Here is a 13017-nt window from a genome sequence, read left to right on the forward strand (position 1 = left end):
AAACGGTCTGCTGCTTCATTTGCACGTTAAACTTCTGTCATGACCCACAACTTCCCCAGCCCTCAGGACATCGAGACCCTCAGTCCAGAAGACCTCGCAGCGAAACTCACGGGCATCCCTGGCACCCTGGGTGAAAAACTTGGTGTGGTGATCACCCATGCCACCCCCAGCCGCGTTCTGGCCACCATGCCCGTACAGGGCAACCTGCAACCCGCAGGAAGGCTCCACGGAGGGGCCAGCATCGCCCTCGCAGAAGAACTCGCCAGTGTTGGTTCCTGGCTCAACCTTGATGTCAGCCAGCAGGTGGCTGTGGGTGTGGACATCAACGCCACCCACGTGCGTGGCGTCACTTCAGGGCAGGTGCAGGCAGAGGCCACCCTGGCGTACCGGGGACGCACCGTCATGGTCTGGAACATTGTCCTGCGCGATGAGCGGGGGAAGGAGACCTGCATTGCCCGCTGCACCTGCAATGTGATCCGCAGGTAAACCATCAAACCTGAGCCACATGGCTGATGGGCTCGCACCTGAAGGTCTCTTACACTGGTCAGGATGACCCTCTTTGACGGGGCCATGGTGGTCACCCTGCTGCAAGCTGCCCCCAACCGGGTGATGGCCCTGGACATATTCCTGGACACCGATGACCAGATTGAACTGGATGAAACCCAGCACCGGGTGCTTTTCGACCGGGAAGACCAGATTCACCTGCTTCCCCACCTCCCTCCCCAGCAGGGTGAGCTGCAAAGGGAACTCGAGGTGCAGATCCGTCTGTTCTGGCGCACATTTGCCATGCTCCCAGGCATCGAACGAGGAGAGCGCATCCAGGCCATGAAGCGCCTCACCGATGAAGTCGAAACAGCCCTGCAGATTTGCACCCTGGGGCGGGGACGCTTCAGGGACATCGGCGAGAACCGAGGGAATGTGCTGCTCCTTCCCCATGAACGCCAGGCACTCGAAGACATTCTTGCAGTTCGAAAGCACCCTGGTGGAAAGGCACCTGCTCCTCGCCGCATTCGTCCAGCAGCATGCCCGAAAAGCAGTCGAGCAACTGAACACCTCCTACCCGGAGGCTCTGGAACAGGCCGTCATGGCTTACGTCCATGCAGAACTTCAACGGATGAACCTGAGTGTATCCATTCCAATGGCCCGGGAACAGAATCCCCTGTAAGGTGACATCCATCAGGAGGTACACCCATGACCGAGAAAGAAAACAACCAACAGGGCAAGAGCGGAGAAACCGGCACCCAGAACACCAACACAGGTGGACACGGCGCAAGTGCCGACACCCACAGCGGCACCCTCAGTGGTCAGCGTGGCAACACCAACCGGACTGGGGAACAAACCGGGATCAAAGAAGAAAAATAAGCTGCTCTGACTTCAGGGGGGCTGGTTTTGTTTTACCAGCCCCCCGTTGAAAGTCCGCTGTGGACACGGAAAAAATGCCTGTTTTGGTGCCCGTGCCCTGTTGGGCCGCGCCAATGGAACCCTCCAGCAAAGAGAACATGGATCTAACCGTTGGGCATGGGGTTGCGTGTTTTTGCATGGAGGCTTCCGATCAAAGAGTGCTCTGTTTTGTAAGGAGTGCAGGATGGGGATTCAGAACGTGAGGATGCGTGATTTGTGGGTAGAGTGTTGTTTGATTTTACTTGTGAAAATATTATCTTTTTAAGAATACCCTCTTTTGAACATGTGCCCATCTGGTTCTGCTGGACCTGATGCTTTACAATCCAGTGAATGCCTTCTTCAGGTGCTTCCATCCTGATCAGCAAATTGGACCTTTTTGAAGGTCTGGAGTGGATGAGGATTCAGACAGACCAACACCACTTTGAACCCCACACCCATGGGCATTTTGTGGTTGGGATGGTGGAAACCGGAGCAGAGCGCTTCATGCACCGGGGCAGCCACCTGCTGGCCCATCAGGGCGACCTGAGCCTGGTGAACCCAGACGTGGTGCACACCGGTGAGCCTGCTTCACCAGCGGGTTATGTCTATCGGGCTTTTTATCCACAGGCTTCGTTTTTACAAAACATTGATCCACAAGGAACTCTCCCCTATTTGCGGTATCCTGTGGTGCATGATCCTGAACTGGTGCAGCGGTTTCTGCACATCCATCAGGAACTGACCAGGCGTTTCCTGCACTCTGGCCGCAGAGTGGACCTGGGCCTGGAAACAGCCTTGCTTGAGGCCTTCCATCTGCTGCTGCACAGACATGCTGAAAGAAAAGCACACCACCCCTTTCCTGGGAGTCACAGTGTGGCCCGGCAGGTTCAGGACTTTCTGGAAGCCCACCTGCAGGACCCTGTGCGTCTGGAAACCCTCGCGCAGGTGTTTCAAATGCATCCTGTCGTGCTGGTGAGGGTCTTCAAGCGACAGTTTGGCCTTCCACCCCATGCCTACCAGAACCAGAGGCGCATTGACCGATCACGCAGCATGCTCAGGCAGGGCAGAGCGGTGGCAGAAACGGCCCTGGAGCTTGGGTTCTTTGACCAGAGCCACTTCACAAAGCACTTCCGTCGGGTGATGGGGGTGACCCCGGGTGTGTACCAGAAGGCTGTGGGTGGATGGCAGACGGGTTCAAATCGTCCTATCCCGTGAACGACATTTTGCGCTGAAATGGGTGAAGACTTCACCTTGTTGCAAGGAGCGATCATGAAACTGAACCCTTTCAGGATTGAAGAATTCTACGGCGTGCACGAATTCACCGCCAGTCACATGCTGTCGAGTTCCGATGTGGAATCCCGCAGCATCCAGGCGTTGCTTCAGCTGGAACCTGATGCCCTTGATGCTTTTTTGAACCTGAAACTCGGGTACACCGAGGCCCCGGGAGCACCCGAGCTTCGCCAGGAAATTGCCCGACAGTACACCGGGCTGGAGGCCGATCAGGTGCTGGTCTTCTCCTGTGCCGAAGAAGCCATTTTTGTGTTCTATCAGGCGCTTTTCGGACCTGAGGACCACCTGATGGTGGTGACCCCCTGCTATGAATCCGGACTGGAACTGGCCCGCAGCACCGGGGCAAGCGTGAGCGTGTGGGAGCGCCAGATGGAAGACGGCTGGGTTTATCATGTGTCAGCTCTGGAGAGACAGCTGCAACCAAACACCCGGGCCATCTACCTGAACACACCCAACAACCCGACGGGCACCCAGATGGACCGGGAGACCTTCCAGGATCTGTGTGCACTGGCAGAAGAAAAGGGCATCTGGCTGTTCAGTGACGAAGTGTACCGGGGGCTGGAACATGATGCATCCAGCATGCTCCCAGCAGCCTGTGAAGTCACTTTTAAAGGGGTTTCTGTCGGGTCCATGTCCAAGTCTTTTGGACTGCCGGGTTTGCGCCTGGGCTGGATTGCCTGCCAGGACCGGGACCTGCTGAGAAAACTGCAAAGCTTCAAGTTTTACACCACCATCTGCAACAGCGCACCCAGCGAGTTCCTGACCACCCTCGCCCTCAGGCATGCCAGTGAAATCCTGCAGGAGAACCGAAAGCTGGTGCTCAGCAATCTTGCACTGCTGCAGGGGTTCATGCAGCGGCATCAGGACATGTTCGACTGGGTGCCTCCTCAGGGAAGCCCGATTGCCTTTCCCAGGCTGAAATCTGGAAATGCTTCAGAATTCTGCCGGCAGGTCCTGGAGAAGACTGGCATCCTGCTGCTGCCGGGCGAGGTGTACGACCAGCCGGAACACTTCAGAATCGGCTATGGCAGGAAGCACTTTCCGGAGGTGCTGGGCCTGTTTGAAGGGTTCCTGAAAGGGCATTGAGCAGATTCTGGGTCTGTCCAGCACCTCCACGAAGACGATGGACAGAAGCTCACCACGCAGGATGCATCAAAACAGCCCGTGCTCATCGGCTCAGGCTGTTTTGATGTGATGAATTGAAATTACGGGTGGATTTTGCTTGTGAATTTTTTATTTTTTGGTGGCAGATGCAGAAGGTGATGGTGAAGGGTGACCGCTCACCAGAAAACCGTGGCCACTCCAGAGGCGGGCAAACTCTGCTGGATGGACTTGCCGTTCCAGACCATTTTGAAGGTGGCTGTGCTGTTGCTCTGGTTGAGGACCACCAGGGCTTTTGCGCCATTGGTGTTCCTGAAGGCCACCCCGATGAATTTTCCGTCGCTGGAATCCGTGGTGCCAATGCGCACGGCACCGGGCCACACGAAACGGGCAAAGTGTGCAATGGCGTAATACTCTTCGTTGAAGGTCACTGCCCCGCCATTCTGGTTGATGCTGACCACTCCCCTGCAGTTGGAGCATCCTCCCAGATGGGGGCCTCCGGAGGGATCAAGGGCAAGGCTCCAGAACAAGACCGTTTTGGCCCAGTTCTTGGTGCCTCCAATGAAGAGGTTTTGCATGTTCCACTTCATGTTGTCCCCAAAGTTGGTGGCCCAGAGTCCCCCAGAGCACTCGGTCAGGTAAACGCCTTTGCTGGGAAAGGCGTCTCGCACCCTGCTCATGGCAGCGTTGTTCCCTGCGTAACAGTGCCAGGCGGTGCCTTCGTAGTAGGCCGATCCCTCGTTCAGTACGGCTCTGGGGTACCATTCCAGATCCCAGTTGTGGTCCAGGGTCAAAATCTTCACTCCGGTGCCGTTCATGGTGTTGAAGAGGTGGCCCCTCACAAAGTTCAATTCGTCGTACCATTCGAATTTGGTGCCTGGGTAACTGCCCGGTTCGTATTGCGGCTCGTTCTGAGGAGACAGGTAATTGAACTTCACCCCCTGGGCATTGTAGGCATCAAAGGTCTTGCGCAGGTAATTGGCGTAGGTCTGGTAGTGCTCGGGTTTCAGTTTGCCACTGTTGAGGCTTCCACTGGTCTTCATCCAGGCCGGAGGGCTCCAGGGGGTGCCCATGTAGCGAAGGCTGGAGTTGATGGTCTTTGCCTGTTTCGCCAGGGGGACAATGTAGGTCAGATCATGGACGATGGAGAACCGGGTGAGGTTTGGATCGGCTGCCCCATCGTTGTAGGTGTAGTGGCTGAGGGCCATGTCACTTCCGCCCAGAGGAATGCGCAGGAAGCTGATCCCGGCATTCCCATCATTGAACCCGAACAGACTTTGCATCAGGCTGTTGCGCTGAGTGGCGCTCATTTTGTTCCACATCAGCCACCCTGCTGAATCGGTCAGAGAAGCACCAAACCCTTCCATGGTCTGAAAGGTCTGGCTTTCGTTGATGGTCAGGGTGGAGGGGGTCACATTGCCGTCTGAAACGAAGTTCTTTGTGCCATCCCACGAGATCAGGCGACTGCGGTCCGGGTGGGTCACCCACACATCCGCGGCTGTGGCCGACTGGGGTCGGAAACCGGGCTCGATCTTTGGAGGGGCAGAAGCCAGATCAACCTGGGTGTTTGTTCCACAGGCTGTGAGGGCAAGCAGGCTGCAGGTCAGAAGGGCAAGGTGGACCGTTCGTTTGTGCATGAGAACTCCTTTTGGGCCGGGTCGACCGGAGAAACCTGTGTCCAGCAGTCACATCAGAAGACAACTCAAAATGTATCCGCTTACATTTTGAGAGCAGGCAGCACAGGGAGGTTGAAAAACCAGAAATTCCCACAGGGGCCGTGCTGGTTCTTCTGCTGTACCAGAAAAGTCAGGACATCCAGCTTCATCCAGATGGAAACCAGCGTTTCAATTTGTGCTGTACCCTGACCTTAACCTCTGTTCCAGAGTTTGTCAAGTGCAAGAAACAACTTCTGCAGAGGCTCTTCCCTCCTTCCGCATCTGGGCATGAACAGCCTTATTTCTCGTTCCAGAAAAGGCTGGTTTACGCTTAGACAATCCAAATGCTGGCGGAAAGATCTGGTGTTAAGGTTTAATGATTAAAACTCAAAGGGTCAGGCAAATGTACGCGCATACATCTGCCTGACCCCGCTGTTGCGGTTTCCCCGCGAATCAGGCCTGTGCGGTCAGCGAAAAGGCCTCTGCAATCAACCTGTAGGAGTTCAGACGTGCCCTGTGCCTGTCCATGTTGCTGGTGATCATCACCTCTGAGGCCTGCACCATCTGCGAGAGGTCCAGAAGTTGCTCCCTGACCTGCGCAGGGGTTCCCAGCACCAGGGCTTTACGGTACAGCTGAACAATCTGCTGCTCCTGCTCAGTGTAGGGATAGGCTTTCGCCTCCTCCACCGTTGGAAATGGCTGACTGATCCCTCGGGCAAGACGGATGCGCAAGAGGTCCAGAGGGAGGGCAAGTTCTTCTGCGGTCTCGCGGTCTTCAGCACAGATGGCCGCCACCGTCAGGATGGCATGAGGGCGCTGCAGGACCCTGGACGGCTGGAAAGCCTGATGGTAAATCTGCATGGCCGGAATCAGTGCTTCTGGACTGAAGTGGTAGGCAAAAGCATAAGGCAGGCCCAGCCTTGCCGCCATTTCTGCTCCGTAAGTGCTGGACCCCAGCAGATAAAGCGGAGGCAGGGCCACATCTGCAGGGTAGGCCTGTATGCCCTGGAAGTTGCGATCCTCTGGGAAAGGCCCCTCTCCTGCATAAGCCTGCAGTTCGGCAACTTGCGCCGGGAAGTCGTCTGCAGCAAGGGCCTGGGGGTTGCGCCTGAGGGCCAGAGCCGTTCTGCGGTCTGTGCCTGGAGCCCGGCCAAGGCCCAGATCAATGCGGCCAGGGTAGAGGGCTTCCAGGGTCCTGAAGTTTTCTGCGACCCTCAGGGGACTGTGGTTTGGAAGCATGATGCCCCCGGACCCCACCCGAAGGTGACGGGTTTCCCGCGCAATGGCCGCAATCAGGATTTCTGGAGAGGAACTCGCCACCCCGGCCATGTTGTGGTGCTCGGCCACCCAGTAACGGTGGTACCCCAGCCTGTCTGCCAGTCGGGCCAGTTCCAGTGTGTTCTGCAAGGCTTGCGGACCCGATGATCCCCGCACCACGGGTGCCAGATCCAGAATGGAAAGTTTCAAGGTCATCTGCCTCCTGTTCTCGGCCCATCAAACCATGCACTGGAATTTCCCGGGGTGGTGAAACTCACCTTCTTTCGGTGTTGCTCGCTGGTGTCACTCCAAGCCACCTCTCACAGAAGGGGCTCCTTGTTGGTTGAGCACGGACAGGCTTCCAGACGGAACGACCTCCTTTTGTTTTGCTACTGTATAATGAATAAAAGTTTAGTAAACAGAATAGAAGTGGCTCTGCCCACTGGAGGATGCCCATGCTCAAACAGATGCTCACCCCCCTCATTCTTGTCCCTCTCCTCTCTGCTGCTGCTCAGTCCAGCCCTCCTCCTGCAAACGCCCAGCGTTATTGCCAGCAACTGGTTCAATCCGTGGACCTGTGGAATGGAGGTCCCGATGGGCAGACAGGCATGGGAGCATACAGACAGGACTTCAACGGATTCTTTCATGTCAACCTGTCCAGAACCTGGGAACAGCAGCGAGGAAACCGCATCACCTCGGTGGCCCAGGCCAGGGCCATCTACATGAACATCGAAGCCTTCCGCGCCACCCGAGAACAGCGCTTTCTGCGGGCCGCCCTTGCAGGAACAGACTTTCTGCTGGACCATTTTCGGGACAGCACCCATGGGGGATTTTACTGGGAGGTGGATGACACCGGATGGGTCACCTCCCGCAACAAACAGGGATATGGCAATGTCTTTGCCCTTTTCACCCTCGCCCAGCTTTATTCGGTCACCCATGATCCCAGACACCTGGAGGCTGCCCGAACACAGCTGAAAGTGCTGGAAAAGCATTTCCTGGACCCCAGGGATATGGGGCTTGTCCTGCCCGGGTTCAATTTTGACTTCAGTGAACTGGACGGCCACCCCAACATTGACACCTTCACCCATTACTTTGAAGCCCTTCTGGCTTTGCATGATGTGCTGGATGGAAGCGAAAAAGATCATGTTGCAGGATTGACCAAAGAAGCAGGTCAAGCCCTTGTTGAGGTCCTCTACCAGAACAAGCAGGGACACACCGATCAGGGGTACGTGGCCTACAATTACGACAGCAAATGGAGTCCTGCCCAGGCCCCTTACACCCGCGCAACCCAGTGGACCACAGCAAGACAGGCCAGCACAGGGCACAACATCGAACTGGCCTATCTGCTCTCCCGGGCTGTGGAACGGGGATTTGATTCATCGTGGCTCGAAACAGCACGGAAGCTGAAACGGTTTGTGGAGGTGCATTCCCTGAATCCACAAACCGGAGCCATGCAATTTGAAATCACCGAATACGATGGCACTCCTTCACCTGGGAATCCTGACAATGCGCTGTATGTGTGGTGGGCCAGTTCGGAAGCTGCCCGGGCATTTCTGCATTTTGCTGTGGTCCACAAGGATTATTCTCTTGCAGCGTTTCATAAACAAGAGAATTTCATTCAGAACCATTTTGTGGATCAGGAGCATGGGGGTGGTTCCAGAATGTGGAGGTCGAAACCCTCAAGGTGCCCGACCCGGGCAAAGGCAACATCTGGACCGTCAATTACCATGAAACGATGCTGGCAGCAGAAGTCCTGCGATTGAACACCCGGTAGCCAGAAGCGATGGGAGCGCAAAAAACCGACTGTGAAGCCTATGGGAACACAACCCTGCTTCGCTGAAAAGGTTCCGCAAGCACAGGATGTCTTGCGGAACTGAAATGTCCTGTCACTGGTTGATCGAAGGGCAGTCTTGCTGATCAAAGGCCACCTGTGCCCTCATTTCCCCGAACCGCACTGCATCACCCAGGTGTTCTTGCGGTCATCGTCGTTGAAGAAACCAAAAGTCTCGGTCATGTTCAGGCGGGGAACTTTCAGAACATAGATGGTGCCGTCCACCCGTCCCTCGGTGGTTTCGAATGGCGGAATGTTGATCTGGTCGAGCACGGTGTAAAAGGTCGGGCTTTTCTTGAATGCGGCAATCCACTGGGTTTCTTTGGTCTTCAGGTCCTGTTTGCTGCGGCCCGTCAGGTGGTGCAGTTCCCGACTGATGCAGGCCCGGCTGAAACCATTTTCTGTGGCGGCCTGTTTCAGCTGTTCAAAATAGTACTGGATGACCTGGCTCTGGTACATCTTGCGGCCCGATTCTGGAGCCACACTCTGGAAAGTGAAGGGAAAGCGCACCACACCCTGGGCAGAGACAAAACTGCTGGTGGGTTGCAGCAGGTGGATGTACTCGGACTGGGCGAGGGCAACAGATGAACTTGCGGTCAGCAGCAGAACAGATGAACGAATGAAGGTTGAACGAAACATGGGAGGTCCTTCCTGAGCACACTTTTGGCTGCTCTTTTTGATGTGCCTTCAGGATAGGAGAGGTGAATGTTCAGTGCTCTGTCTTTCTGAAAATAGAGGGGCGGGCAGGGCAGGTGCAGGGTCACTGAACGGGCAGTGTCGACTGGGAAAGCCGTCAGCTTTCAGCAGTCAGCACCAGACGTGCAGGTACACTTACAATTCAGCCAGACAAAACAGAAGTTTGACCCGGCTGAACATTCAAATCATTTCGTTGCCTTCAGCACGAGCAGCAGACCGACTTTTGCTGAAGGCTGCTGGCTCACTCCTGATTGCTCTACACCATCCACATGCCCTGCTTTTGCGCTTCCCCGAGGTCAGAGGGCTTTGCGGCGTCTCATTCGCACCAGACTGATCCCTGCAGCCAGTGTGAGGGCGGCCACCCCCACCATCTTGAGCACTGGGACGGGTTGCTGTGGGGGCACGTAGGTGGTGCCGCTTTCATCTGCCATGGCGCTGTGCCGTACATAGCGGCCTTCTTTTGGCACAGCACGCTCTTGAAAATGCTGCGCGAGGGTGCTCAGGGCCTGTTGCATCTCAGGACCTTTCATGGGCTTGCCGTGGCCTGCAGCCACCACTTCAGGGTGAAGCTCTGAGAGGGCCTCTACAGATGTTCTGGCCTGCTTCCAGTCGGGCGTGAAGTATTTGGGTGGCCCGGAGATCTCTTCCCTGTAAGTGAGGGCAGAGAAAGCCGATTCCTGTCTGGTGGTCACAAAAGCGTCTCCGACAATCAGGGATCGGTCACTTTCCCGGAAAAACGACACATGGCCCGGGCTGTGTCCGGGGGTGTGAATCCACCGCCACTCTGGAAGTCCGGGAACACTCCCATCTTCTGGTAGGGCCTGAAGGTGCTCAGAGATGTCAATGGGCCGCTTGGGATAGGTGAAAGACATCCACGCCATCATCCCTCCACCCACGGTGGGGTCTGGGGGTGGATAGGAGGAGGTGCCATTCAGGTAAGGCACTTCCAGTGGGTGGGCGTAAACCGGAACCTCCCACTCTTTCAGCAGGTCACCCAGTGCTCCCCGGTGATCGAAGTGCCCGTGGGTCATCACAATGGCTGAGGGTTTGACCCCGGGGCCAAAGAGGGTGGAAGCCACCTCCTTGATTTTGGGCGCAGAGGCGGGCATTCCAGCATCGATGAGGACCCAGCTGTGGTCTGTCGGGTTCTGCACGAAATACACGTTGACGAACAGGATTTTCAGGCCCCAGACATGGGGAGCCACCTCGAAATACATCTGTGCATTGGGCTGTACCGAATCCTGCGGTGAAACCTGGATTGATTCTGTCATGCTTTCAGGGTAGTCCTGTGGTGCAATCCTGGACATAAGAAATCCGACAGTTGCCCCTGCTGGTCCTGTGAAAGTCAGGTTTCGTTTTTTTCAAATTGCCCGGACCACCTGCATTCTATCGGGTCCTTTTCAAGAAGACATGGACACAAATTTGTCCGAGTCCCACCTGCTTGGACAGCGCACCTTGACTCCTGGCACAGAATGCAGATAATGAAAATAACGAAGGAAATGAAAGATGCCATCCCCACCATGAACACCCTGAAGTCCAGTCCACCGCTCACCTGCAAACCTTGCCGCTGAAGGACTGCACCGGACACCCCCCAGGGCATCCTCTGGTCAGAAAGGACCCCCATGTTCAAGAAAACCCTCACCAAACCCGATGGCCGCACCCTGTGGCTGTATGGCCGTCAGGACTTTGAGCACGCCGCCGCAGTGAGCCCCAGCAATGAGCCTGTGGTGGCCAATCCTCACATGCGTTTTCATCCCCTCAGGCAGGAATGGGTGCTGTACGCCAGCCACCGCCAGAATCGCACCTTCATGCCCCCACCGGAGTACAATCCGCTTGCTCCCACCCGCGACCCGGAGAACCCCACCGAGCTTCCAGAGGGCAGTTATGACATTGCGGTGTTTCAGAACCGCTTTCCCAGCATGGCCCTGGAATCCCACAACCCTCCAGCTCTGGAAGGCACCCTGACCGAGGCAGCAAACGGCACCTGCGAGGTGGTGGTGTTCACCCAGGATGCCAACACCCTGCTCTCCAGCCTGACCGAAGACCACATTGACCTGCTTTTGCAGGTGTGGGCAGACCGCACCACCGAACTGGGCAAACTGGACAACATCCAGTACGTGCTCCCCTTCGAAAACAAGGGGGTGGAGGTGGGCGTGACCCTGCACCACCCGCACGGCCAGATCTACGCCTACCCTTTCATTCCCCCCATCCAGCAAAAAGCCCTGGAGGCTTCCCGCCTTTACCTGCAAGAACACGGCCAGAACCTCGGTGAAGCGCTGGTCCAGACCGAACTGAAGGAAAAAGGGCGTCTGGTGCATGAAGGCAAACACAGCGTGTCCTTCATTCCACCTTTTGCCCGTTACCCATACGAAACCTGGATCATGCCAAAAACAGCGGCCCCTTACCTGTCCAGCCTGAGCACGGAAGCCCGACAGGACTTTGCCCGCACCCTTAAAGACACCCTGTACCGTCTGGACCACCTGTTCAGCCGTCCGATGCCCTACCTGATGACCATTCATCAGGCCCCCACCGACGGTCAGGACCACCCGGAGTGGCCCCTGCACATTGAAATCTACCCTGCTCTGCGTGCCGAAAACCGCCTGAAGTTCCTGGCGGGCACCGAACTGGGCGCGGGCATTTTCGCCAACGACACCCTCCCCGAGCAAACTGCAGAGAAACTGCGTGAAGTCCAGGTGAATGCATGAGTTTTCAGGACATCTTCGGACATGAGCCCACCATCACCCGCAGTGCACCGGGCCGGGTCAACCTGCTCGGTGAGCACACCGATTACAACGGCGGCTTTGTGCTGCCCACCGCCATCCCGCAGGAAACCACCGTCAGCCTCTCTGTCAGCGAGGACGGACTGGACCACATCTACAGTGCAGACCTGAATGAAAGACAGGACCTGCCCAGAAACGGTCAGCCGGAAGGTTTTGCCAAGTATGTGCAGGGCAGCGTGCGGGTGCTGGAACAGAAAGCCTCCATCCCTCCCCTGAACATCCACGTTTCCTCCAACGTCCCGATGGGGGCAGGCCTTTCTTCAAGTGCAGCTCTGGAAGTCGCTGTGATTCGTGCAGTGAACGACCTCCTGAAACTCGGGCTCGATGGGGTGGAAATTGCCCTGCTGGCCCAGAAGGCCGAGCACCGTTTCGCAGGTGTGATGTGCGGCATCATGGACCAGATGGCATCCAGTGTGGCAAGCACCCGTGAAATGCTGTTGCTGGACACCCTTACGCTGGAACGCAAACTGATTCCCCTCCCAGAAGGGTACGAGGTGCTGGTGATGGACAGCGGAGCCAAACGCCGTCTGGCCGAAAGTGGATACAACACCCGCCGGGCAGAATGCGAAAAAGCCTGTGAACTTCTGGGCATTGCCAGCCTCAGGGACGCTGAGCTGTCCGATGTGGACCGCCTGCCTGAGCCTCTGAACAAACGGGCGAGACACGTGATCACCGAAAACGCACGGGTGCAGGAAGCCCTGACTGCCACCGCAGAGCGTTTTGGCGAATTGATGAACCAGTCCCACGCCAGCATGCGAGACGACTATGAGGCCTCCCATGAGCAGGTGGATGCGCTTGTGAGTCTGCTGCAACAGCACCAGGACGTGCTGGGTGCCCGCATCACTGGTGCAGGGTGGGGTGGGTGCTGTGTGGCCCTGGTCAAAGCAGGCACCGCCAGACAGGTGTCGGAAGAGGTCCTGAAGGCCTTCAATGAAACTGGTGGCACCGGACGTCTGGTGGTTCCCCAGTAAAGTTCAAACATCCTCTCTTTTTCCCCGAATCGAACAGCAGCGTGAAGGCAAACACGCTG

General features: G+C 56.6%; 12 protein-coding genes. 8 read left to right on the forward strand and 4 right to left on the reverse strand.

The genetic code is table 11. The features are described from left to right. The first annotated feature begins 39 nt into the window (after positions 1-39). The 5 genes from DC3_RS11500 to DC3_RS11515 all read left to right on the forward strand — a co-directional run bounded on the left by DC3_RS11500 (position 40) and on the right by DC3_RS11515 (position 3753). Positions 40-486, forward strand: a complete 447-nt coding sequence (locus DC3_RS11500; RefSeq protein WP_146884519.1) for a PaaI family thioesterase — start codon at positions 40-42, stop codon at positions 484-486. A gap of 63 nt (positions 487-549) precedes the next feature. After that, positions 550-1170, forward strand: coding sequence for a hypothetical protein (locus DC3_RS11505; protein ID WP_146884520.1), 621 nt, complete (start codon positions 550-552; stop codon positions 1168-1170). Between the two features lie 21 nt (positions 1171-1191). Beyond that, positions 1192-1362: a hypothetical protein gene (locus tag DC3_RS29105; RefSeq protein ID WP_186815976.1), complete on the forward strand. Its 171-nt coding sequence runs from the start codon at positions 1192-1194 to the stop codon at positions 1360-1362. Between the two features lie 369 nt (positions 1363-1731). After that, positions 1732-2592 (forward strand): AraC family transcriptional regulator, encoded by an 861-nt coding sequence (locus DC3_RS11510; RefSeq protein WP_146884521.1) that lies wholly within the window; start codon positions 1732-1734, stop codon positions 2590-2592. Positions 2593-2646: 54 nt separating this feature from the next. Then, positions 2647-3753 (forward strand): aminotransferase class I/II-fold pyridoxal phosphate-dependent enzyme, encoded by a 1107-nt coding sequence (locus tag DC3_RS11515; RefSeq protein ID WP_146884522.1) that lies wholly within the window; start codon positions 2647-2649, stop codon positions 3751-3753. Between the two features lie 194 nt (positions 3754-3947). Here the strand turns inward: DC3_RS11515 and DC3_RS11520 are convergent, their stop codons facing one another. Together DC3_RS11520 and DC3_RS11525 are read right to left on the reverse strand one after the other, a co-directional pair. Further along, positions 3948-5405 (reverse strand): glycoside hydrolase family 30 protein, encoded by a 1458-nt coding sequence (locus DC3_RS11520; protein WP_146884523.1) that lies wholly within the window; start codon positions 5403-5405, stop codon positions 3948-3950. Positions 5406-5876: 471 nt separating this feature from the next. Continuing rightward, on the reverse strand, positions 5877-6896 hold the full coding sequence (locus DC3_RS11525) for an LLM class flavin-dependent oxidoreductase (RefSeq protein WP_146884524.1): 1020 nt from the start codon (positions 6894-6896) through the stop codon (positions 5877-5879). 239 nt (positions 6897-7135) lie between these two features. On the opposite strand from DC3_RS11525, the gene DC3_RS11530 reads away from it, so the two are divergent. Continuing rightward, positions 7136-8443 (forward strand): AGE family epimerase/isomerase, encoded by a 1308-nt coding sequence (locus DC3_RS11530; protein ID WP_186815977.1) that lies wholly within the window; start codon positions 7136-7138, stop codon positions 8441-8443. A gap of 173 nt (positions 8444-8616) precedes the next feature. Here DC3_RS11530 and DC3_RS11535 read toward each other — a convergent pair whose 3' ends face one another. Beyond that, complete coding sequence (locus tag DC3_RS11535; RefSeq protein WP_146884526.1) at positions 8617-9150, reverse strand: hypothetical protein; 534 nt, start codon at positions 9148-9150, stop codon at positions 8617-8619. Positions 9151-9503: 353 nt separating this feature from the next. Beyond that, positions 9504-10478 carry an MBL fold metallo-hydrolase gene (locus DC3_RS11540; RefSeq protein ID WP_246130638.1) on the reverse strand — a complete coding sequence of 325 codons (975 nt, stop codon included), beginning with the start codon at positions 10476-10478 and terminating at the stop codon, positions 9504-9506. Positions 10479-10829: 351 nt separating this feature from the next. On the opposite strand from DC3_RS11540, the gene galT reads away from it, so the two are divergent. Next, positions 10830-11912: a galactose-1-phosphate uridylyltransferase gene (galT, locus tag DC3_RS11545; RefSeq protein ID WP_146884527.1), complete on the forward strand. Its 1083-nt coding sequence runs from the start codon at positions 10830-10832 to the stop codon at positions 11910-11912. Beyond that, positions 11909-12958 (forward strand): galactokinase, encoded by a 1050-nt coding sequence (gene galK, locus DC3_RS11550; RefSeq protein ID WP_146884528.1) that lies wholly within the window; start codon positions 11909-11911, stop codon positions 12956-12958. Before galT ends, galK begins: the two co-directional genes overlap by 4 nt. The last annotated feature ends 59 nt before the right edge of the window (positions 12959-13017 follow it).

This window comes from Deinococcus cellulosilyticus NBRC 106333 = KACC 11606, assembly GCF_007990775.1.
Lineage (GTDB): Bacteria > Deinococcota > Deinococci > Deinococcales > Deinococcaceae > Deinococcus_C > Deinococcus_C cellulosilyticus.